We start from the raw sequence: 20,799 nt of genomic DNA on the forward strand, positions 1-20,799 counted from the left end.
ATTGCAATTCACGATGTGAAATGCGGGCGCCGTTGGACCTGACCCCGGCGCCAGCCACGCACCCGAAGGAGGACGCCCATGGATACCCCGCTCGACCCGATAGACGCTGACCCGATAGATGCCGACCCGATAGACGCCGACCCGCAGGAAACCCAGGAATGGCTGGAAGCCATGCAGGCCGTGCTGGCGCATGAAGGCCTGCCGCGCACGCACTATCTGCTGGATCAACTGATCAATCAGGACCGCGCGGCCAACGGGCGCTATGCCGCGCCCAGCGTGACGCCGTACGTGAACACCATTGCCCCGGCCGTGCAGGCCGCGTTCCCGGGTGACGTGGGCATTGAGCTGCGCCTGGACGCCTACCTGCGCTGGAACGCCATGGCCATGGTGCTGCGGGCCGGCAAGACCTCGGGCGTGGGCGGGCACATCGCCACCTATGCGTCCGCCACCACGCTGTACGAAACGGGTTACCGCCATTTTTTCCGCGCCGCCACGCCGGAATTTCTGGGCGACATGCTCTACATTCAGGGCCATTCCGCGCCCGGCATCTATGCCCGCGCCTATCTGGAAGGCCGCATCTCGGAAGCCGAGCTTGACCGCTTCCGGCGCGAGATCGGCGGCGGCGGGCTGGCCTCGTATCCGCATCCGCGCACCATGCCGTCGTTCTGGCAGTTTCCGACGGTGTCGATGGGGCTGGGGCCGTTGATGGCGGCCTATCAGGCGCGTTACATGCGTTATCTGGAAGACCGCGAACTGATCCCCGCACAGGGCCGAAAGGTCTGGGGCTTTCTGGGCGATGGCGAACAGGATCAGCCCGAAACGCTGGCGGCGGTGGCCATGGCTGGCCGCGAGAAACTCGACAATCTGATCTTCGTCGTCAACTGCAACCTGCAACGGCTGGATGGGCCGGTGCGGGGCAACGCCAAGATCATCCAGGAACTGGAAAGCGTGTATCGCGGGGCGGGCTGGAACGTCATCAAGGTGATCTGGGGTGCGGGCTGGGATGCGCTGCTGGCTCAAGACCACGACGGGCGCTTGCGCCGCCGGATGATGCAGTGCGTGGATGGCGAATACCAGGTGTTCAAGGCGCGCGGCGGCGCGTATGTGCGCGAGCATTTCTTTGGCGCCGACCCGGTGCTGCGGGAACGGGTGGCGCATCTGTCCGACGACGAGATCGGCGCGTTGAACCGGGGCGGCCACGACCCGGCCAAGGTCTACGCGGCGTATGCCTCGGCCGTGGCGCATCGCGGCCAGCCTACGGTCATTCTGGCCAAGACGGTCAAGGGCTACGGCATGGGCGCGGCGGGCGAGGCCGCCAATACCAACCACCAGCAAAAGAAAATGGCCGACCCGGCCGTGCGCGCGTTTCGCGATCGTTTCTCGATTGCCGTGCCGGACGGCCAACTGGAGCAGATTCCCTACATCAAGCCTGCGCCCGGCAGCGCCGAGCAGGCCTACTTCGATGCGGCCATCGCGCGGGCGGGCGGCCATTTGCCGCGCCGCGCGGCTGGCCCCGGCCCGTTGGCCACGCCGTCGCTGGACGCGTTCGCCTCGCATCTGAAAGGCAGCGATGGCCGCGAATTTTCAAGCACGATGGCGTTCGTGCGGGTCTTGGCGCAGCTGCTTAAAGACCCCGTGATCGGCCAGCGCGTGGTGCCCATCGTGCCGGATGAGTCGCGCACGTTTGGCATGGACGGCATGTTCCGCCAGGTGGGCATCTATTCGCATGTGGGCCAGCTGTATACGCCGCAGGACGCGGACCAGTTAAGCGTCTATCGCGAAGACCGCAAGGGGCAGATTCTGCAAGAGGGCATCAATGAATCGGGCGCGATGTCGTCATGGATTGCCGCCGCCACCGCGCACAGCACCCATGGCGTGGCCACGATTCCCTTCTACATCTTCTATTCGATGTTCGGCTTTCAGCGCGTGGGCGACCTGGCCTGGGCCGCGGGCGACATCCGCGCACGCGGCTTCCTGCTGGGTGCAACGTCCGGGCGGACCACGCTGGAAGGCGAAGGCTTGCAGCATGACGACGGCCATAGCCAGGTGCTGGCCTCGGTCATTCCGTCGTGCCGCGCGTATGACCCGGCTTACGCCTATGAAATTGCCGTGATCGTGCAGGACGGCATGCGCCGCATGTATCAGGACGAGGAAGACGTTTTCTACTACCTGACGCTGATCAACGAAAAAACGGCGCACCCGCCGATGCCCGAAGGTGCCGAAGCCGGCATCCTGCAAGGCATGTACCGCTTGCGCGAAGGCGCGCCGGGCAAGCTGCGGGTGCAATTGTTGGGCAGCGGCGCGATTCTGCGCGAGACCCTGGCCGCCGCCGATTTGCTGCAACAGGACTTTGGCGTGGCCGCCGACGTCTGGAGCGTGACCAGCTATTCGGAACTGGGCCGTGACGGCCACGAGGCCGAGCGCTGGAACCGCCTGCATCCGCTGGAAGACGCGCGGCGCGGTTACGCCGAAACCGCGTTGTCGGCCAGCAGCGGCCCGGTGGTGGCCGCCACCGACTATATGAGGACGGTGCCTGAACAGATCCGCCCGTTCATGGCCGGGCGGCGCTATGTGACCTTGGGCACGGACGGCTTTGGCCGATCAGATACGCGGCAGGCGCTGCGCGCGTTCTTCGAGGTAGACCGCCATCACATCGCGCTGGCGGCCTTGAAGGCGCTGGCCGATGACGGCTTGATCGACCGGGCCCGCGCCGCCGAAGCCATCACCCGTTACGGGATCGACCCCGAAGCGGTATCGGCGGCGCTGCCGTAAGCGTTGCCGTAATTGTTGGCGTAAGCGCTGCCGCCGCACCCTTCGGCGTTCGCTTGCTACACCCGCCGCGCCAGCAACGCCCAGATGCCGGCGGCGGACAGCATGGCGCCGCCGCCCAGGTTGAAGCCGCGCTGTGCGCGCGGCGACGACAGCAAGCGGCGGGCCGATCCGGCAAACACCGCATAGGCCGCCGCGTTGATCCCCGCGCAGGCGACAAACGTGGCCGACAGCATCCAGAGCTGGCGCGTGACGTCACCTGCCGGGTCAATGAATTGCGGCAGGAAGGCCACGAAGAAAATCATGCCCTTGGGGTTCAGCGCCGTCACCAGATAGGTGTTGGCGAACAGCTTCCAGCGCGAGCTCACGGCTTCGGTCTTGGGCAGCGTGGCGGGCGCCACGCCCGCGCGCAGCAGCTTGAAGCCCAGGTACAGCAGATACAGCCCGCCCACGGTTTTCACCACCGTGAACCAGAATGCGGACGCCGCCAGCAGTGCGCCCAGGCCCAGCAGCGACAGCACAAGCGCCGTGGAATCCCCCAGCGCCACCGCCAGCACCAGCGGCAGGCGGGCGCGTTTGCCATGGGTGATGGAATAGCTGATGACGGTAAGAATGGTGGGGCCAGGCAACATCACAAGCAGGGCCGATGCGCCTAAAAAGGCCAGCCAGGTTTCAAGCGACATGAGTGAAACGCTCCGGTGATTGGGGCGGCGTGATGCCTCCGTGGCAACGACTGTAGGCCAATCGTCATGCCTTGGGAATGTCCGGCGTGATCAATCTGCCACGCCGGGTAGTGTTAAATACGGTTTTCCCGGACAGTGACGCGGGCCCGCAAGGCGCACGCGAAGGAAACAACATGGCATTCGATTTTGATCTGTTTGTAATCGGCGCAGGCTCGGGCGGCGTGCGCGCGGCCCGCTTTGCGGCAGGCTTTGGCGCCCGCGTGGCCGTGGCGGAAAGCCGCTACCTGGGCGGCACCTGCGTCAACGTGGGTTGCGTGCCCAAGAAGCTGCTGGTCTACGGCGCCCATTACAGCGAAGACTTCGAACAGGCCCACGGTTTTGGCTGGACGACGGGCAAGCCGTCGTTTGATTGGCCCACGCTGATCGCCAACAAGAATCGCGAAATCGAGCGTCTTAACGGTATTTACCGCAACTTGCTGGTCAATAGCGGCGTGACGCTGCTGGAAGGCCACGCCCGCATCGTCGACCCCCACACGGTCGAGATCAATGGTCAACGCCATACCGCCGAGAACATCCTGGTGGCAACCGGCGGCTGGCCGCAGGTGCCGGACATCCCCGGCAAGGAACTCGCCATCACGTCCAACGAGGCCTTTTTCCTGAAGGCGCTGCCGCGCCGCGTGCTGGTGGTGGGCGGCGGCTACATCGCCGTGGAATTCGCCTCTATTTTCAATGGCTTGGGCGCGCAAGTCGTTCAGGCTTATCGCGGCCCCCTGTTCCTGCGCGGCTTTGACCAGGGCGTGCGCGAACACCTGCGCGACGAGCTCGTGAAAAAGGGCGTCGACTTGCGCTTCTTCACCGACGTGGCGCGCATCGACAAGCAGGCCGATGGGTCGCTTGCGGCCACCTTGAAGGACGGCTCCGTCGTCGAGACCGATTGCGTGTTCTACGCCACCGGCCGCCGCCCGATGCTGGACAACCTGGGCCTGGAGAACACCGGCGTCAAGCTGAAGGACGACGGCTTTATCGATGTGGATGACGAATACCGCACGGCCGAACCGTCCATTCTGGCCATTGGCGATGTCATCGGACGCGTGCCGCTGACCCCGGTGGCGCTGGCCGAAGGCATGGCCGTGGCCCGCCGCTTGTTCCGCCCCGAGGAATACCGCAAGGTCGACTACCAACTGATTCCGACGGCCGTGTTCAGCCTGCCGAACATCGGCACGGTGGGCATGACAACCGAAGAAGCGCGCGAGGCCGGCTACGAGGTCAAGCTCTTTGAAAGCCGCTTCCGCCCCATGAAGCTGACGCTGACCGAGTCGCAGGAAAAGACGCTGATGAAGCTGATTGTCGACGCCAAGACCGACCGCGTGTTGGGCGTGCACATGGTCGGCCCGGACGCGGGCGAGATCGTGCAGGGCATTGCCGTGGCGTTGAAGGCCGGCGCCACCAAGCAAGTGTTTGACGACACCATCGGCATTCACCCGACGGCCGCCGAAGAGTTCGTCACGCTGCGCACGCCGGTGGCGCAGTAAGCGACGCGGCCGCCGCCTTCACGACAAGCGTTCAATCATCGCGCGCGCCGCTGCCGGCGCGCGTTCTTTGGCCCCATTGATGAAGAACGCGTACACGTCTTGCGGGCGCGCCGTACCGGATGGCGGCTGCCCGATGCGCGGCAAATCCGCCGGGTCGGCCCCTCGCGCCCAGGTGCGCAGGCGGTCGGCCCAGGCGTCCAGCACCTTGGGCGCGTAACCGGCCTTGAACGTGGTGCTGGCCCGCATCAGACGCGCGTAGACGAAGTCGGCGGTGCGGTCGGCGATGGACGGAAAGTCTTCACTGTCGGTGTACACCGTGGCCACGCGGTGTTTTCGGGCCAGCGCCAGATAGTCTTCACAGGCAAAGCTTGCGTGGCGCACGTCCACCACATGGCGCAGCGGCAAGCCGTCGACCTTGTCTGGCAGCAGCTCAAGAAAGGCGCCGAAGTCCGCGGCGTTGAACGTCTTGGTCGGCGCAAATTGCCACACCACCGGCCCCAGCTTCGGGCCGAGTTCGGCGATGCCGCTATGCACGAAGCGGTGGATGGAATCTTTGGCGCCCGCCAGTTCGCGGCGGTTGGTCGCGTAGCGCGACGCCTTCAACGAAAAGACGAATCCGTCTGGCGTTTCGTCGCGCCATTTGGCGAACGTGGCGGGCTTTTGCGTGCTGTAGTAAGTGCCATTGATTTCGATGGCGCTTAGCTGCTGGCTGGCGTATTCGAGCTCACGCGCGTGGGGCAGGCCTTCGGGGTAGAAGGGGCCGCGCCAGGGGGCATACGTCCAGCCTCCAATGCCGACGCGGATGATGGGGGAAACCACGGACCGATGACGATGCGGCATGTCCAGGCGCTCCATGCAAACGAACGAACCGGTCCACTGTATTCCTGTGCCGAGGCGGTCGTAAAGCCCACGCCGGTGGATTCGCGCCGCCTGCTTGGGCGTTTGTCGTCGCGGTGATACGGATCGTTGGCCGTTGCCGCCGTGCACAAAAAAACACCTGTTTCGATACAGTTTTGCGATAACGTGTGCGAATCTCTTCCGACATCGCCCGGCGCGCGCCGGCTCATCATGCCTGACTTGACTCATCTGCTGACGTTCGCCCTGGTTGCGCTGGGCATGGTGCTCACCCCCGGGCCCAACATGATCTACCTGGTGTCCCGGTCCATCTCGCAAGGCCCGCAGGCCGGCTTGATTTCCCTGGGCGGCGTGGCGGTGGGATTCATCTTCTATGTGTGCTGCGCGGCGTTCGGCATCACGGCGCTGCTGCTGACCGTGCCGGTGGCGTATGACGCGCTGCGCATCGGCGGCGCCCTGTATCTGCTGTACATGGCGTGGCAGGCGATCCGGCCCGGCGGCCGCTCGCCGTTTCAGGTGCGCGAACTGCCCAAGAGCAGCCCGCGTACCTTGTTCACGATGGGGCTGGTGACCAATCTGCTGAACCCGAAGATCGCCGTGATGTATGTGTCATTGCTGCCGCAATTCATTCAGCCTGATCACGGCAGCGTCTTCACGCAGTCGCTGGTGCTGGGCATGACGCAGGTTGCGGTCAGCCTGTCGGTGAACGCGGTGATTGCCATCACCGCGGGCTCCATCGCCGGCTTCCTGGCGGGCCGCCCCTTGTGGATGGTGATTCAGCGCTGGCTGATGGGCACCGTGCTGGCCGGCCTGGCCGTGCGCATGATCATGGACACGCGCCGCTGATGCCGAAGGAAGACGGTTTCTTTTCATCGCTGGGCGTCATGCTCGGCGAGGCCCTGCGCGCCATCGTCGCAGGCATCAAGTGGTTGCTGGGCGGCCTGGGCGGCGCATTGGGCGACTTCTATTCCGGCTTGTCCAAGGCGATGGGCATGAGCCCGTCGCTGTTCAACTTTGTGCTGCTGGTGCTGGGGCTGATGTTCCTGTGGGCGGCGGTCAAGGCGTTGCTGCGCCGCTCCATCGTGGGTTTCCTGTTCTGGCTCGTACTGGCCGTGCTGGTGCTGGGCGGGTTGGTCGATTAGGACTGGCGGGGGCGTTCAGGCCGGCCTGCGCGCCTGACGCGCCACGTCGCCCAGCCGCTTGATCAGGGCAGGAAAGCGGTCGGCGCTGGTGTTGCCATAGCCAATCACCACGCCGTTATCTTCGGGTAGCGGGTTGACGGCAAACGACGACAGCGAACTGGGATTCATGCCGAGCTTGCGCGCGTCGTCCACAATGCGCTGATCGGGAAATTCAGGCGGCAAACGCACCGTCAGATGCAGCCCGCTATGCCCGCCCAGCACCACATGGTCTACACCCAAGTGCGCGGCCAACGCCTCGCGCAGCGCCGCCTGGCGCTCGCGGTACAAGCGGCGCATGCGGCCCAGATGGCGTGAGAACTGCCCGTTCTCGATGAAGGCGGCCATGGTCAGCTGCTCCAGCCGATGGCCGCCGCGCAGCATCTCGATGATGGACGGCATCGCGGGCTTGGCGATGGCGTCGGGCAGCACCAGAAAGCCCAGCCGCAGGGCCGGAAACATCGTCTTGCTGAACGTGCCTACATACAGCACCGGCGCGTCCGGCAGCAGGCCCTGCATGGCCGCGATGGGTTCGCCCTGATGGCGGAATTCACTGTCGTAATCGTCTTCGATAATCCACGCGCCCGCCTGCCGCGCGCGATCCAGTAATTCCAGCCGGCGCGCCACCGACAGCACCGCGCCAGTGGGGTATTGATGCGTGGGCGTGGTCTGGATCAGGCGCGGCGGGTTCGCTTGCCACGCGCTGGGCGGGATGGCGATGCCGTCGGCGTCCACGCGCATGGCCACCACGTTCAAGTCGCCGGCATTGAAGGCGGACTTGGCGCCGCGGTAGCCGGGTTCTTCAAGCCAGGCCGTGTCGCCTGGGTTGGTCAGCAACTGCACGCAGAGCGCCAGCGCCCCTTGCGCGCCTTCGGTGATGATGATGCGCGACGCGTCGCAATGCACGCCGCGCGACACGCGCAGGTATTGGGCGATGGCTTCGCGCAAGGCGGGTTCGCCGATGGGATGGCCGTAGCCTAAGGTGGCCGCGGGCGCGGCTTGCAGAGCGCGGTCTTGCGCGCGGCGCCACGCGCTGATGGGGAACTGGGTCAGCGCGGGCGTGCCGGGCGTCATCGGCAAGGAGCTGTCGACGGGCGAACGCGTGGAGACGATGCGGGACAGCCGTGTGGCGGTCGCCAGTGCATCGGCGGCCGGTGGCGTGGCACCCTGGGCGGCGCGTGCGGCGCGGCCCGTGGATTGCGGGGGGGCGGAGGATGCGGCGGTCGATACTGCGGCGGCCGTTGCCGCGGCGGTCGATACCGCGGCGGTCGAAACTGCGGCGGCGGTTGATCTTGCTGCGGCCGCTGCCGCGGCGGTCGTTACCGCGGCGGCCGACAAGGGCGCGGCCGACAACGCCGCAACCCGTGTGCCTTGCCGGTCGGCGACCACGTAGCCCTCGGCCGTCAGCTGCTCGTAGGCGATCAGCACGGTGTTGCGGGAAATCTCCAGGTCTTCGGAAAGCGCGCGGGACGAAGGCAGCTTGCCGCCCGCAGGCAATTGGCCGGCCAGGATGGCCTGCTTGAGCCGCTGGATCAACTGGCGCTGGCGGGGCGGTGCGCCGGGGCCGCGCTGCAATGGGCTGGAAAGCAGGGGACTGGAAAGCTGGGGGCTGGAAAGCGAGGGGCTCGCAGGCGCAGCGGTGTCGGCAGGATGGCCCGGGGTTGAGGGTATCATGGCCCTATTAAATTCAGTCGTCGTGGTGCTTTTTATGATGCCACGATTCCGATATCGTGAGGCCATGCGTGTTGCGTCCGCCACGGCCGGCGGCGCGCGCTAACCAGGATGAGGCTCCGTCGCATGCAACCCCGCGTCAATGCATTTCAACAACCGATTGGCCCCGATGTACCCGGCTGGACCCCGCGCGCGCGTCCGCCGCTGACCCCCGCCGTGGGCCGGTATTGCCGGCTGGAACCCTTGTCCGCCGAGCGCCACGCGGCGGACTTGTACCAAGCGTTCAGCCAGGCGCCGGACGATAGCGACTGGACCTACATGGGCATCGGCCCCTTCGCAAACGAGGCCGCGTACCGCGCGTTCGCCGAGTTCGCTCAAGCGGGCAACGACCCGCTGCACCACGCCATCATCGATCTGGAAACCGGGCGCGCCATTGGCACGCTGGCGCTGATGCGCATTGACCCGGCCAACGGCGTCATTGAAGTCGGCTTCGTGTCGTTTTCGCGTCAGCTCAAGCGCACCCGCATCGCCACCGAAGCGCAATTCTTGCTGATGCAGCGCGCGTTCGACGAACTGGGCTACCGCCGCTACGAATGGAAATGCGACAGCCTGAACGCGCCGTCGCGCAAGGCGGCGGCACGGCTGGGCTTTCAGTTTGAAGGCGTGTTCCGCCAGGCCACGATCTACAAAGGCCGCAGCCGCGACACGGCGTGGTTCTCGATCATCGACAGCGAATGGCCCGCGTTGCGCGCCGCTTATCAACGCTGGCTGAGCCCCGAGAATTTCGACGCCGAAGGCAATCAGCGGGCAGGGCTGGCCGAACTGGCCGCCAAGGAAAAGGCCGCGTGCGCCTGATCCCCGTTGCGCTGGCCCTGTTCTGGGGGCTGAACTGGCCGGCGGTGAAGATCATTCTGTCGATCTTCCCGCCGTTTACGTTGCGGCTGCTGGGTCTGGGCAGCGGCGCCGTGCTGCTATTGCTGCTGGCGGGCGCCAAGCGCGTGGCTTTGTTGCCGCCCCGCGCGTCGTGGCCGGGCATCATCGTGGGCGGCATCCTTGCCGTTGCGGTGTTCAACCTGGCGGTGGCGTGGGCGCAGCTCAGCACCAGCACGTCGCGCGCGGCGGTGCTGACGTTCACCATGCCCATGATGTCGGCGCTGCTGGCCTGGGCCGTGCTGGGCGAACGCCTGGACCGGCGGCGCGCGCTGGCCTTGCTGCTGGGGGCGATGGGCGTGACGATTCTGGCGTGGCCGGTGTTGCAGGCGGTCTTCGGAGACCACGACCCGGCAGCCGCCAAGGGCCTGGTGTTTCCGCTGGTGGCGGCGTTTGGCTGGGCGGCGGGCACCGTCTATCTGAAGCGCTGGCCGGTGGCGGGCAACCGCATCGTCATCACGGCATGGCAACTGGCCGTGGGCGCCTCCTGCGCGCTGGCGGGCATGCTGATCGCGGGCGAATCGTTTCCCACGCAGGGTTGGAATGGCCGGGTCGTGGCGGCGCTGGCGTTCCACATCATCTTGGGAACGGCGGTGGCGTATTGGCTGTGGTTCGTGCTGAGCGAACGCGTCAGCGCGACCGTTGCCGCGTTGACGACGCTGATGGTGCCGGTGGTGGGCGTGCTGGGTGCGATGGCCTTGGTAGGCGACCGGCCCGACACAGCGGATTGGTGGGGGTTTGCGCTGGTGTTGGCGGGCGCGGCGTTGATTGTGTTGAACCTTGGGCCGGTGCAAAAACGCGCCTGATCAAGGGATTGATTCGCCGCTTGTCTGGGGCCTGATCTGGCGCTTGCCTGGCGCCTGACCCGCCGCCAGCCTCGGGCCTGAAGCCAGCCCGAGGGGTACCCGCTTCATCGCCTGCGCAGCTTCTCGCGCAGCAAGCCCGCGCCGCTGACCAGCGTGATTCCCGCCAGCACCATCACCGCGCCCAGCACGAAGTGGCGGTCCAGCGGCTCGTCCAGAATCAGCACGCCAAAACTCACGCCAAACAGCGGCGTCATGAACGACAGGATCGACAGCCGCGACGCCAGATACCGGCGCAGCAGCCAGAACCACGCCAGATAGCTCGACAGCGCCACCACCACGGCTTGAAACGCCACGCTGAGCACGGCGGCCTGCGTATAACGGATGCCGTGCTGGCCCGTCAGGGCGGCGTACGCCAGCAGGACGACCGAGGCCACCGCCATTTGATAGAACAAGGTCTTCGACGGCGCGGCTTCCGACAACGAGGTCTTGCGGATGGCCACCGTGGTTGCGCCCCACAGCAAGCCCGCCGCCAAGCCCATGGCGTCGCCCAGCAGCATGTTGATGCCGTCCGCCGCACGGCCGCCCGCCGCATCACTGCCACTGCCGCCACCTAGGAACGCCACCCCAATTCCCCCGAACGCTACCGCCACGCCCAGCCATTGCAGCGGCTGCATGCGTTCTTCGGGCAGCAGCCAATGCAGCCCCAGCGCCGCGAAGATGGGCGCGGTGTACAAGAACACCGACATGTGCGAGGCCGTCGTGTACAGCAAGCCCTGCGCCACAAACAGGAATTCGCCCGCGAACAGCAGGCCGACGATCAGGCCGGGCAGGGCGGTGCCGTCGCGAAACGCGCGTCCGCCTTCCGCGCGGCCCACCACCACCGCCAGCACCAGCGCGGCAAAGGTCGAGCGCAGGCCGATCTGCATGATGGGCGCGATGTCGCCCGCGACAAGCTTGATGGCGATCTGCTGAAAGCCCCAGCACACGCACAGCGCCAGCATGCCGGCGGTGGCCAGCGTGTCCAGCGGCAGGCGCAGGGGCTTGGGAGCGAGGGCGGGCGTGGACACCGGCGTGCTCACGGCAGTTCGGCGGGGTAGCTGTCCAGCGCCAGGCCGATCTGCTGGCGAAGATCCCATTCGGCAAGCGTCGATTGCACCGGACCAAAGAAAGCGCCGTCGCGCGTGACGAACATGGCGGGCAGGTGGAAGACTTCGTAGCGTTCCACCAGGCCGCGGTTGTCGCCCGCATCCACCCAGCAAACGCGTTCGACGGGCAATTCCAGCGCGGGCAATTGCTCACGCGCGATGCGGCAGGTGCCGCAGGTACGGCTATGAAAGACCAGCAGCGTCAGGCCGGGGGCATCCAGCAGGTAGCGGTCGGCGGTGCTGTCGTTGAGTTCTATCTGTTCCATGGGCGGCAAGAATACGTGCGGTGGGCGCCGGACGAACCCGGCGCAAGGCGTCCATTATGGCAGCGCACCGCCTGCCGCCCGGCGATAACCGCAGCGGCGGCAGGGGGGCTGCTCAACCAGCGGCGCTGGCGAAAACGCGTCTCCCCACAACCGGTTTGTCACAATCGCGCGGCCTCAGCCGCCGCGCAGCACGCGGTCCAGTTCCAGCACCGACTGATACAGCACGCGCGTGCCGTCCAGCAGCTGCGCCGGTTCAATCCACTCTTCCGGGCAATGGCTGCGGCCGTTCAGGCAGGGGATGAAGATCATGCCGATGGGGCCGGTGGGCGCCATGTACACGGCGTCGTGGCCCGCGCCGCTGGGCAGGCGCATGGACGCGTAACCCAACTGGTCGGCGGCGGCCTTCACCGCGTCCATCACCAGCGGCGAACAGTCGGTGGGTTGCGCGCGGCTCAGCTGCGAGAAGTGGGCCGTCAGGCGCAGCGCCTTCAGGTCATCGGCCACGCCCGCCATCAACGTTTCAGGAAACGTGTCCAGCACGGCGTTGCTGTCACTGCGCATTTCAAGCGTGAGCTCGACGCGGCCCGGCACCGCGTTGGCGGCGTTGGGCGTCATCGACAAGCGGCCCACCGTGGCCACCACGTAATGCGGGTTGCCGCTGGCCGCACTGGCCTGGCGGCTGGCTGCATCAATAATGCGCGCCGCGCCTACCAGCGCATCGCGCCGGATATCCATGGGCGTGGTGCCCGCGTGGTCGGGCTGGCCTTCCACCACGATCAGCACGCGGCGAATGCCGACGATGTTGGTGACCACACCAATCGGCAGCCCGCGGCTTTCCAGCACGGGGCCTTGTTCGATATGCAGTTCAACGAACGCCGCCGTGTCGCCCGCGCGGCGCAGCGGCGCACCCAACGCGGCCGGGTCGCCGCCGATGCGGGCGATTCCTTGCGCCAGCGTTTCGCCTTCCGGGTTGCGGGCGGCCAGCATGTCGGCCGAGAGCTGGCCGCACAGCGCGCGGCTGCCTACGCACGAGATTCCGTAGTCGCTGGGCTCTTCAGAAAGGAAGTCGATGACTTCAAACGGATGGTCCAGTTCGATGCCGTGTTCCTGCATCGTGTGCGCCACCTCAATGCCCGCCAACACGCCGATGATGCCGTCAAACCGGCCGCCGGCCATGACGGTGTCGCAGTGCGAGCCGGTAGCGATAGGTTTCTTGGCCGGGTTGCGGCCGGCGCGCGTGCCAACCAGGTTCCCGCCCGCATCCAGCCGCGTCGTCAGACCCGCCGCTTCAAACTCGCTGCGCAGCCAGGCGCGCGCGTCGTTGAACAGCGGCGAAAACGCGCGGCGCGTCCAGGGGACGTCGGGCAGGGTGAAGCGGGACAGGGTTTCAACGCGGGACCAGAGGCGTTCGGCATTGAGAGGGGGAAAAGCGGGGGAGGGATGCGGCATGAGAATTCCTGAACGATGCGCCAGGGATTATGTCATGCCCGTCAGGGCCGTCTTCGTGCGGCGTTCCGTGGCAGCGCCGTCAGGAAAGCCCTGGCTCCCGCCACGACGGTTCCCGCTTTTCCAGAAACGCCGCGACCCCTTCGCGGGCCTCATCCGTGCTGCGGCATGCGGCGATGCGTTCGACGGTGTCGTGGATGAGCCCGGCGTTGATGGGCTGCCCTGCGAAGTCTCGCACCAGCCGTTTGCTGGCTTGGACCGCGTCGGGGCCGTTGGCGCATAACGTGCGGCAGATGGCGTCGGTGATGGCGTGCAATTGTTCCGCCGGCGCCACCTCGTGCAGCAGGCCCAGGCGCAGCGCGGTGGCGGCGTCGAAGCGTTCGGCGGTCAGGAAGTATCGGTTGGCCGCGCGCTCGCCCATGGCGCGGATCACATAGGGGCTGATCGTGGCGGGCGTCAGGCCCAGCCGGGTTTCGGACAAGCAGAAGTGCGCGCTGTCTGCCGCCACCGCGATGTCGCAGGCTGACAGCAAGCCCATGCCCCCCGCGTAGGCGTCGCCGTTTACGCAGGCGACGACGGGCTTGGGGCATGACCAGATGGTGTGCAGCATGCCGGCCAGCCGGGCGGCGTCGGCGCGGTTGTCGGCGTCGGAATAGGTGGCCATCTTGCGCATCCAGTTCAAGTCGCCGCCCGCGCAGAACGCCTTGCCCGCGCCCGTCAACAGCAGCACGCGCACGCGGGGGTCTTCGCCCGCCTGCTTGACTGCGGCGGTCAGCGCGGCGATCAAGGTTTCGTCGAACGCGTTGCGCATGTCGGGGCGGTTCAGTGTCAGGCGGACGATGGCGCCGTCGTGGGCGATGTCGAGCGGGGCAGACAGCGGGGCGGACAGCGGCGTGGGCTCGGTCATGCGGAAGCTCCTGTTCTTTTGAATTTGGCTCAATAACGTTGGATCATAAAGCGGGTGATTCCTGGCGTAAATCGGGCCATTCAGGATGACTTCGATAAAAATATTGAGTTATCCTCAAAAAAATAACGGAGCGAGACATGAATCCACTTTCCGGCGGCCAGTCTGCCGATACGCGCACTGATTCCCCCGCCAGGCCCCGCGCAGATTCACCCCACGCAGATTCACCCCGCGTAGATTCATCCCCCGCAGATTCACGCTATGCGTCGGTTTTCCGGCCCGGTTTATTCGACGGCAAGACCGTCGTCGTCACGGGCGGCGGCAGCGGGTTGGGGCGCTGCACCGCGCATGAACTGGCGGCGCTGGGCGCCCGCCTGGCGCTGGTGGGCCGCAAGCAGGACAAGCTGGATGCGGCGGCCGCCGAGCTTGCGCGCATCTACCCGGAAGCCGCGAATCGCATCAGCCTGCATGCTTGCGATATTCGCGATGAAGCCGGTGTGCGCGCCACGGTGTCTGACGTGCTGACCCGCCATGGCGCTATCGGCGGGCTGTTCAATTGCGCGGGCGGGCAGTTTCCCGCGCCGCTGGACCGCATCAGTTTCAACGGCTGGAATGCCGTGGTGCAGAACAATCTGCACGGTACTTTCCTGATGGCGCGCGAGGTCTATACGCAGCACATGCGCCAGCACGGCGGCGCCATCGTCAACATGCTGGCCGACATCTGGGGCGGCATGCCGGGCATGGGCCATTCGGGGGCGGCGCGCGCCGGGGTGTGGAACCTGACGGAAACCGCCGCCTGCGAATGGGCGCATGCCGGGGTGCGGGTCAACGCGGTGGCGCCGGGATGGATCGCGTCCAGCGGCATGGACAGCTACGACGACCACTACCGCGCGGTGCTGCGCGAGCTGAAAACCAAGGTGCCACTACAGCGCTTCGGCACCGAGGCCGAGCTGGCGGCGGCGGTGGTGTTCCTGCTGTCGCCCGCGGCGGCGTTCATTAACGGCAGCGTCATCCGGGTTGATGGCGGGGTGCCCAACGCGCGCCATTCGTGGACGTTGCAGCCCGCCGAACGCGGCGAGGTCTACAACGGCTTTCCTCAGTATGTGGCGCCGTCCTTGTTTGCAGAGCCGGGGGCGGAAGCGGGGCCGTCTGCATCGTCTGATCCGTCCGACGCTTCGGACCCTTCCGACGCTTCGGACGCCTGAAGCCGATGCAGCGCGTCGCGCACTTCGCCGCGGAACCGGGCCAGCGCCAGCGTGTCCTGGCGCGGCGGCTGCAAGGCCTGCCACAGAAAGCCGACCAGCTGGTCGGCGGTGGCGGCCACGTCCACGCGCGCGCCGCGCAGGATGGCGTCCCACAGTACGTGCTCCATCGGGCCATACACGGTGGACCGCAGCAATCGCAACGGCATGTCGCGCCGGATGTCGCCATCCGCCTGGCCCTGCGCCAGAATCCGCATCAGCGGCGCGGTGTAGCGGCGTTGCAGCCCGGCGTAGACCTCGCCGAAATCATCGTTGCGCGCACGCCCTTCAGACAAAATGAACGCGCACAGCCCCGGCCCCTCGGCCAGCAGATGCCGCAAATGCGCATGCACCAGATAATGCAATTGCGCGCGCGCACCCTGCACATGGGGCAGGCTGTCTTCCACCTTGGTGATGATTTCGTCATACCAATCGCTGATCACTCGCACGCACAGTTCCCGCTTGCCGCCGAAGTACGTAAAGATGGTGGCTTCGGATACGCCCAGCCGCTGGGCGATGTCGGTCGTCGTGGCGGCCTGGAAGCCGGCCTCGGAAAAGACCTGGCGGGCCATGTGCAGGATGTCGCGTATCCGCTGCTCGGACTTGGCGCTGGCAGGCGGACGGCGTATCGGTACGGCGGGGGTTTTTTCCATGCGGACGGCGGTGGGGCGGGTAGGCGGAGCTTATTATTGAGCCAGGGTCAAGCCGGTAGAGCAAGCCCCTGGATGAATCCATAACAACATCAGAGACAAAACCATGCTGTCCCGAGCCGGATCTTATAAGCAGCTTGTGTCCGAATTCCAATGGCAGGTGCCGGCGGCGTTCAACATTGGCGTCGACGCCTGCGACAAATGGGCCGACGGCAGCGGCCGCCTGGCCCTGATCTTCGAAAAGAGCGACGGCGCGCAAACGCGCTATTCGTTTGACGACATCAAGGAACAATCCAACCGCCTGGCCCACAGCCTGGCCCGCCACGGCGTGCGGCGCGGCGACCGCGTGGCGGTGTATTTGCCGCAGGCGCCTGAAACGGCCATGACCCATATCGCCGTCTATAAGATGGGCGCGGTGGCGGTGCCGCTCTTTACGCTGTTTGGCGTGGACGCCATTCAGTTCCGGCTGGCCAACAGCGGCGCGGCCGCGCTGGTGACGGACACCGAAGGCTGCCGCAAGCTGCGCGAAATTCGCGCGAGCCTGCCGGATTTGAAAGTCATCTATTGCATCGACGGCGATGGCGACGGCGACGCCGTGCCGTTTCACCCGGCGCTGGCCGCCGAATCCCCCGACTACACCCCGGTGCAGACGGCGGCCGACGACCCCGCCGTGATCATCTACACATCAGGCACCACCGGCAAGCCCAAGGGCGCGCTGCACGCGCATCGCGTGTTGCTGGGCCACTTGCCGGGCGTGGAGATGTCGCACGAATTCTTCCCCGAGAACGCCGCCCTGATGTGGACGCCAGCCGACTGGGCCTGGATTGGCGGGCTGCTGGATGTGTTGCTGCCCGCCTGGCACCACGGCGTGCCGGTGCTGGCGCGCCGCTTCGAGAAATTCGACGGCGCGTCCGCGCTGGAGCTGATGGCGCGCCACGGCGTGACGCACACCTTTCTGCCGCCCACCGCGCTGAAGATGATGCGCGGGTCCGCCTACCCGGAGGGCGCGGGGCCGCTGGCGCTGCGCTCGGTGGCAAGCGGCGGGGAATCCCTGGGGTCTGAACTCATCGACTGGGGCCGCCGCGTGCTGGGCGTGACCATCAACGAGTTCTACGGCCAGACCGAATGCAATATGTTGGTGTCGTCGTGCTCGTCGTTGTTTGACCCGGAAATCGGGTCTATCGGCCGCGCCGCGCCCGGCCATCGGGTGCTTATTGTGGATGACCAAGGCGTTGAAGTGGCCGATGGACAAGAGGGCAACATCGGCGTATTGCGGCCGGACCCGGTCATGTTCCTGGGCTACTGGAACAATCCCGAGGCCACCGCCGAGAAATTCGTGGGCGACGTCCTGCTGACGGGCGACCAGGGCGTGCGCGACGCCCAGGGCTTCATCCGATTCGTGGGCCGCAACGACGACGTCATCACCAGCGCGGGCTACCGCATCGGCCCGGCCCCCATCGAAGACTGCCTGATCGGGCACCCCGCCGTGCGCATGGCGGCGGTGGTGGGCGTGCCGGATGCGCAGCGCACCGAAATCGTCATGGCCTATGTGGTGCTGAATGAGGGCGTCGAGGGCAATGACGATCTTGTCAAGGCTTTGCAGGCGCATGTACGCACGCGTCTGGCTGCCCATGAATACCCGCGCGCCATCCGGTTTGTAACCAGTTTGCCAACCACCGCCACCGGCAAGATCATCCGCAGGGAGCTGCGTGACGGCACCTATTCCTGAACCGTCTCAACCCGTGACAATCTCGTCCATGTGGATGGGTTGACGGGTTGCCCAGCGCTGCAAGTATGATGGCGCAAATTGCATACGGCCCCACACAATTGGGGCCGTATCACCATTAGTCAAAGCATGGAGATAACCCCAATGAATAAGCCATTGGATGGGGGTTTGGCCGCGTTGAACGTGCCAGCCTACGTCAAGCATCGCGGCCTGATCGACTGGGTAGCCAGTTTTGTTGCCCTGGCCAAGCCGGATCGCGTCGTGTGGTGCGACGGCTCGCAAGAAGAATATGACCGCCTGTGCGAACAGATGGTCCAAGCCGGCACCATGCGCCGGCTCAACCCCGCCAAGCGGCCCAATTCCTTCCTGGCGTGCTCGGACCCGTCCGACGTGGCGCGCGTGGAAGACCGCACCTTCATCTGTTCCGACCGGCCGGAAGACGCCGGCCCCACGAACAACTGGGCCGACCCGGCCGAGATGCGCGACACCCTGAACGGCCTGTTCGACGGCGCCATGCGCGGCCGTACGCTGTACGTGGTGCCGTTCTCGATGGGCCCGCTGGGTTCCGACATCGCCCACATCGGCGTCGAACTCTCCGACAGCCCGTACGTGGCCGTCAACATGCGCATCATGACGCGCATGGGCAAGCAGGTGTATGACGTGCTGGGCGCCGATGGCGACTTCGTGCCTTGCGTGCATTCCGTGGGCAAGCCCCTGGCCGCCGGCGAAGCCGACGTGGCCTGGCCGTGCAACCCCACCAAGTACATCGTGCATTTCCCCAAGAGCCGCGAAATCTGGAGCTTCGGTTCCGGCTACGGCGGCAACGCGCTGCTGGGCAAGAAGTGCTTCGCGCTGCGCATCGCCTCCACCATGGGCCGCGACCAGGGCTGGCTGGCCGAACACATGCTGATTTTGGGCGTGACCTCGCCCAAGGGCCGCAAGTACCACGTGGCCGCGGCATTCCCGTCGGCCTGCGGCAAGACCAACTTCGCCATGCTGATCCCGCCGCAAGGCATGGACGGCTGGAAGGTCACGACCATTGGCGATGACATCGCCTGGATCAAACCCGGCCCCGACGGCCGCCTGCACGCCATCAACCCGGAAGCCGGCTATTTCGGCGTGGCCCCGGGCACCAGCGAGCAGACCAACTTCAACGCCATGGCCACGCTGAAGGCCAACGTCATCTTCACCAACGTGGCGCTGACCGATGACGGCGACGTCTGGTGGGAAGGCATGACCGACACGCCGCCCGCGCACCTGATCGACTGGCAAGGCCAGGACTGGACGCCCGCCATTGCGCGCGAAACCGGCCGCAAGGCCGCGCACCCGAACGCGCGCTTTACCGCGCCCGCCGCTCAATGCCCGTCTATCGACCCCGAATGGGAAAACCCGAAGGGCGTCGTCATCGACGCGTTCATCTTCGGCGGCCGCCGCTCCACCACCGTGCCGCTGGTGACCGAAGCGCGCAACTGGGTCGAAGGCGTGTACATGGCCGCCACCATGGGCTCGGAAACCACCGCCGCGGCCGCCGGGCAGCAGGGCGTGGTGCGCCGCGACCCGTTCGCCATGCTGCCGTTCTGCGGCTACAACATGAGCGACTACTTCAACCACTGGCTGAAGCTGGGCAAGCAACTGGAAGCCGCGGGCGCCACCTTGCCGCGCATCTACTGCGTCAACTGGTTCCGCAAGGGCCCGGATGGCAAGTTCGTGTGGCCGGGCTTTGGCGAAAACATGCGCGTGCTGCGCTGGATGCTGGGCCGCATCGACGGCCAGTCCAAGGGCGTGGACCAGGTGTTTGGCGTGTCGCCCAGCTACCAGGACATCGACTGGACCGGGCTGGAGTTCACGCCCGACAAGTTCGAGCAAGTCATGTCGGTGGACGCTGGCGCGTGGCGCGACGAACTCGCGCTGCACGACGAGCTGTTCAGCCAACTGGCGGCGGGCTTGCCTGAAGACCTGCCGACCACCAAGACGAAGATCGAAGGACGGCTGGCGGCCTGATCTGCCGGGCGTAGACCGGTGGGCTGAACGTGCCGCTGGTCGTTCAGCCGCGGCCGCTTAGCTGAACCGTACTCGTATCCGCCCGCGCGCCCCATCGGCGCGCGGGCTTTTTATTGTCCGCTCCGCGGAGCCCCCCCACGCGGGATCACAAGGCACAATGCGTTCATGAAACTCGATCCGGAAGACCTGGCCAAGATCTCTTCATTGACCTTGGCGCATTACGAAGAGAACGCGGTGCCGTTTGAAGCGGGCACGCGCGACCACGACGTCAGCCAGAACATCGCGGCCTTGCTTCGGCATATATCGGGCGCGCCGCCCTACGACATCCTGGACCTGGGCTGCGGCCCCGGCCGCGATCTCAAGACCTTTGCCGCCTTGGGGCATCGGCCGGTGGGGCTGGATGGCACGCCCAGTTTTGTCAGCATGGCGCAGGCGGCCAGCGGCTGCGAGGTCTGGCAGCAAGACTTTCTGCAACTGGCGCTGCCCGCCGAGCGCTTTGACGGCATCTACGCCAACGCGGTGCTGTTCCATGTGCCGGGCCAGGAATTGCCGCGCGTGCTGCGCGAGTTGTGGGCGGCGCTGCGGCCTGGCGGCGTGCTGTTCAGTTCCAACCCGCGCGGCGGCAACCAGGAAGGGTGGAATCGCGGGCGCTATGGCGCGTATCACGACCTGGAAGGCTGGCGCGCATTGATGACAAACGCGGGCTTCGAAGAGCTTGAACACTATTACCGCCCCGATGGCTTGCCGCGCGAGCAGCAGCCCTGGCTGGCGAGCGTGTGGCGGCGCGTGGGGTAGGCTGCGCCGCGCAGGGGGCGGGATCATGCCGCGGCGTCGCGCCGCATCGCGCCCTTGCAGGAATCGGACAGGCGCCGCTAATTTCGGCCAGGTCCGTCGACATTCATCAGACTTTCATCGAATAGCCGCAGTCCGCGGATAGCCGCCGCCGGATCTGGCTACCGGGGCGGCCGCCGGCCGCGCCAGTATTCACCTCATCCA

18 protein-coding genes and 1 pseudogene are annotated in these 20,799 nt (G+C 66.3%); 10 read left to right on the plus strand and 9 right to left on the minus strand.

All coding sequences use genetic code 11. The annotated features are described in order from the left end of the window. Positions 1-78 precede the first annotated feature (78 nt). Positions 79-2,772 carry a pyruvate dehydrogenase (acetyl-transferring), homodimeric type gene (gene aceE / locus ACFZAI_RS21505; RefSeq protein ID WP_391568817.1) on the plus strand — a complete coding sequence of 898 codons (2,694 nt, stop codon included), beginning with the start codon at positions 79-81 and terminating at the stop codon, positions 2,770-2,772. A 56-nt stretch (positions 2,773-2,828) separates the two neighbouring features. On the opposite strand, the gene ACFZAI_RS21510 is transcribed toward aceE, so the two are convergent. After that, positions 2,829-3,452 (minus strand): LysE family translocator, encoded by a 624-nt coding sequence (locus ACFZAI_RS21510; protein ID WP_391568818.1) that lies wholly within the window; start codon positions 3,450-3,452, stop codon positions 2,829-2,831. Positions 3,453-3,625: 173 nt separating this feature from the next. On the opposite strand from ACFZAI_RS21510, the gene gorA reads away from it, so the two are divergent. Continuing rightward, the gene (gorA, locus tag ACFZAI_RS21515; RefSeq protein ID WP_391568819.1) at positions 3,626-4,984 is read left to right on the plus strand and encodes a glutathione-disulfide reductase; all 1,359 of its coding nucleotides are present in this window, start codon (positions 3,626-3,628) and stop codon (positions 4,982-4,984) included. An 18-nt stretch (positions 4,985-5,002) separates the two neighbouring features. Here the strand turns inward: gorA and ACFZAI_RS21520 are convergent, their stop codons facing one another. Then, the gene (locus ACFZAI_RS21520) at positions 5,003-5,824 is read right to left on the minus strand and encodes a DUF72 domain-containing protein (protein WP_391568820.1); all 822 of its coding nucleotides are present in this window, start codon (positions 5,822-5,824) and stop codon (positions 5,003-5,005) included. 228 nt (positions 5,825-6,052) lie between these two features. On the opposite strand from ACFZAI_RS21520, the gene ACFZAI_RS21525 reads away from it, so the two are divergent. Together ACFZAI_RS21525 and ACFZAI_RS21530 are read left to right on the plus strand one after the other, a co-directional pair. Then, complete coding sequence (locus ACFZAI_RS21525) at positions 6,053-6,685, plus strand: LysE family translocator (RefSeq protein ID WP_054422234.1); 633 nt, start codon at positions 6,053-6,055, stop codon at positions 6,683-6,685. Beyond that, positions 6,685-6,981 carry a hypothetical protein gene (locus ACFZAI_RS21530; protein ID WP_391568821.1) on the plus strand — a complete coding sequence of 99 codons (297 nt, stop codon included), beginning with the start codon at positions 6,685-6,687 and terminating at the stop codon, positions 6,979-6,981. Before ACFZAI_RS21525 ends, ACFZAI_RS21530 begins: the two co-directional genes overlap by 1 nt. A gap of 15 nt (positions 6,982-6,996) precedes the next feature. Here the strand turns inward: ACFZAI_RS21530 and ACFZAI_RS21535 are convergent, their stop codons facing one another. Then, positions 6,997-8,730, minus strand: a complete 1,734-nt coding sequence (locus tag ACFZAI_RS21535; protein WP_391569186.1) for a PLP-dependent aminotransferase family protein — start codon at positions 8,728-8,730, stop codon at positions 6,997-6,999. Positions 8,731-8,814: 84 nt separating this feature from the next. Here ACFZAI_RS21535 and ACFZAI_RS21540 point away from each other — a divergent pair, with 84 nt between their 5' ends. After that, entirely contained in the window at positions 8,815-9,543 is a 729-nt protein-coding gene (locus ACFZAI_RS21540; RefSeq protein ID WP_391568822.1) for a GNAT family N-acetyltransferase, read from the plus strand. Further along, on the plus strand, positions 9,534-10,424 hold the full coding sequence (locus ACFZAI_RS21545; protein ID WP_391568823.1) for a DMT family transporter: 891 nt from the start codon (positions 9,534-9,536) through the stop codon (positions 10,422-10,424). The genes ACFZAI_RS21540 and ACFZAI_RS21545 overlap by 10 nt, the downstream gene beginning before the upstream one ends. Before the next feature lie 104 nt (positions 10,425-10,528). Here ACFZAI_RS21545 and ACFZAI_RS21550 read toward each other — a convergent pair whose 3' ends face one another. The 5 genes from ACFZAI_RS21550 to ACFZAI_RS21570 form a co-directional block, all read right to left on the minus strand. Further along, entirely contained in the window at positions 10,529-11,425 is an 897-nt protein-coding gene (locus ACFZAI_RS21550; RefSeq protein WP_391569187.1) for a DMT family transporter, read from the minus strand. A 74-nt stretch (positions 11,426-11,499) separates the two neighbouring features. Beyond that, a complete protein-coding gene (locus tag ACFZAI_RS21555; protein WP_100855233.1) occupies positions 11,500-11,835 on the minus strand; it encodes a co-chaperone YbbN in 336 nt (111 codons plus the stop codon). 174 nt (positions 11,836-12,009) lie between these two features. Next, a complete protein-coding gene (locus ACFZAI_RS21560; RefSeq protein ID WP_391568824.1) occupies positions 12,010-13,284 on the minus strand; it encodes a Zn-dependent hydrolase in 1,275 nt (424 codons plus the stop codon). A gap of 79 nt (positions 13,285-13,363) precedes the next feature. Continuing rightward, positions 13,364-14,188 (minus strand): enoyl-CoA hydratase/isomerase family protein, encoded by an 825-nt coding sequence (locus ACFZAI_RS21565; RefSeq protein WP_391568825.1) that lies wholly within the window; start codon positions 14,186-14,188, stop codon positions 13,364-13,366. A gap of 114 nt (positions 14,189-14,302) precedes the next feature. Continuing rightward, positions 14,303-14,428 (minus strand): hypothetical protein, encoded by a 126-nt coding sequence (locus ACFZAI_RS21570; RefSeq protein WP_391568826.1) that lies wholly within the window; start codon positions 14,426-14,428, stop codon positions 14,303-14,305. A 5-nt stretch (positions 14,429-14,433) separates the two neighbouring features. Between ACFZAI_RS21570 and ACFZAI_RS21575 the strand changes: the two are divergent. Next, positions 14,434-15,390 (plus strand): annotated as a pseudogene (locus ACFZAI_RS21575) (SDR family oxidoreductase); the annotation flags it as partial. Here the strand turns inward: ACFZAI_RS21575 and ACFZAI_RS21580 are convergent. Next, complete coding sequence (locus tag ACFZAI_RS21580; RefSeq protein WP_391568827.1) at positions 15,282-16,079, minus strand: TetR/AcrR family transcriptional regulator; 798 nt, start codon at positions 16,077-16,079, stop codon at positions 15,282-15,284. The pseudogene ACFZAI_RS21575 and the gene ACFZAI_RS21580 overlap by 109 nt on opposite strands. Before the next feature lie 103 nt (positions 16,080-16,182). Between ACFZAI_RS21580 and ACFZAI_RS21585 the strand changes: the two genes are divergently transcribed. From ACFZAI_RS21585 to ACFZAI_RS21595, 3 genes are all read left to right on the plus strand, one after another. Next, positions 16,183-17,805, plus strand: a complete 1,623-nt coding sequence (locus ACFZAI_RS21585; protein ID WP_391568828.1) for an acyl-CoA synthetase — start codon at positions 16,183-16,185, stop codon at positions 17,803-17,805. Positions 17,806-17,946: 141 nt separating this feature from the next. After that, positions 17,947-19,803 (plus strand): phosphoenolpyruvate carboxykinase (GTP), encoded by a 1,857-nt coding sequence (locus ACFZAI_RS21590; protein ID WP_391568829.1) that lies wholly within the window; start codon positions 17,947-17,949, stop codon positions 19,801-19,803. Positions 19,804-19,968: 165 nt separating this feature from the next. After that, on the plus strand, positions 19,969-20,598 hold the full coding sequence (locus ACFZAI_RS21595; RefSeq protein ID WP_391568830.1) for a class I SAM-dependent methyltransferase: 630 nt from the start codon (positions 19,969-19,971) through the stop codon (positions 20,596-20,598). Positions 20,599-20,799: the final 201 nt, after the last annotated feature.

This window comes from Achromobacter sp. NPDC008082 (assembly GCF_042957345.1).
Taxonomy (GTDB): Bacteria; Pseudomonadota; Gammaproteobacteria; order Burkholderiales; family Burkholderiaceae_B; genus Achromobacter; species Achromobacter kerstersii_A.

What these genes read in the sequence shown, in the direction of transcription:
- aceE (WP_391568817.1), top strand. Translation starts at nt 79, where the DNA reads ATGGATACCCCGCTCGACCCGATAGACGCTGACCCGATAGATGCCGAC.
- ACFZAI_RS21510 (WP_391568818.1), bottom strand. Translation starts at nt 3,452, where the DNA reads ATGTCGCTTGAAACCTGGCTGGCCTTTTTAGGCGCATCGGCCCTGCTT.
- gorA (WP_391568819.1), top strand. Translation starts at nt 3,626, where the DNA reads ATGGCATTCGATTTTGATCTGTTTGTAATCGGCGCAGGCTCGGGCGGC.
- ACFZAI_RS21520 (WP_391568820.1), bottom strand. Translation starts at nt 5,824, where the DNA reads ATGCCGCATCGTCATCGGTCCGTGGTTTCCCCCATCATCCGCGTCGGC.
- ACFZAI_RS21525 (WP_054422234.1), top strand. Translation starts at nt 6,053, where the DNA reads ATGCCTGACTTGACTCATCTGCTGACGTTCGCCCTGGTTGCGCTGGGC.
- ACFZAI_RS21530 (WP_391568821.1), top strand. Translation starts at nt 6,685, where the DNA reads ATGCCGAAGGAAGACGGTTTCTTTTCATCGCTGGGCGTCATGCTCGGC.
- ACFZAI_RS21540 (WP_391568822.1), top strand. Translation starts at nt 8,815, where the DNA reads ATGCAACCCCGCGTCAATGCATTTCAACAACCGATTGGCCCCGATGTA.
- ACFZAI_RS21550 (WP_391569187.1), bottom strand. Translation starts at nt 11,425, where the DNA reads ATGCTGGCGCTGTGCGTGTGCTGGGGCTTTCAGCAGATCGCCATCAAG.
- ACFZAI_RS21555 (WP_100855233.1), bottom strand. Translation starts at nt 11,835, where the DNA reads ATGGAACAGATAGAACTCAACGACAGCACCGCCGACCGCTACCTGCTG.
- ACFZAI_RS21560 (WP_391568824.1), bottom strand. Translation starts at nt 13,284, where the DNA reads ATGCCGCATCCCTCCCCCGCTTTTCCCCCTCTCAATGCCGAACGCCTC.
- ACFZAI_RS21565 (WP_391568825.1), bottom strand. Translation starts at nt 14,188, where the DNA reads ATGACCGAGCCCACGCCGCTGTCCGCCCCGCTGTCTGCCCCGCTCGAC.
- ACFZAI_RS21570 (WP_391568826.1), bottom strand. Translation starts at nt 14,428, where the DNA reads ATGAATCTACGCGGGGTGAATCTGCGTGGGGTGAATCTGCGCGGGGCC.
- ACFZAI_RS21580 (WP_391568827.1), bottom strand. Translation starts at nt 16,079, where the DNA reads ATGGAAAAAACCCCCGCCGTACCGATACGCCGTCCGCCTGCCAGCGCC.
- ACFZAI_RS21585 (WP_391568828.1), top strand. Translation starts at nt 16,183, where the DNA reads ATGCTGTCCCGAGCCGGATCTTATAAGCAGCTTGTGTCCGAATTCCAA.
- ACFZAI_RS21590 (WP_391568829.1), top strand. Translation starts at nt 17,947, where the DNA reads ATGAATAAGCCATTGGATGGGGGTTTGGCCGCGTTGAACGTGCCAGCC.
- ACFZAI_RS21595 (WP_391568830.1), top strand. Translation starts at nt 19,969, where the DNA reads ATGAAACTCGATCCGGAAGACCTGGCCAAGATCTCTTCATTGACCTTG.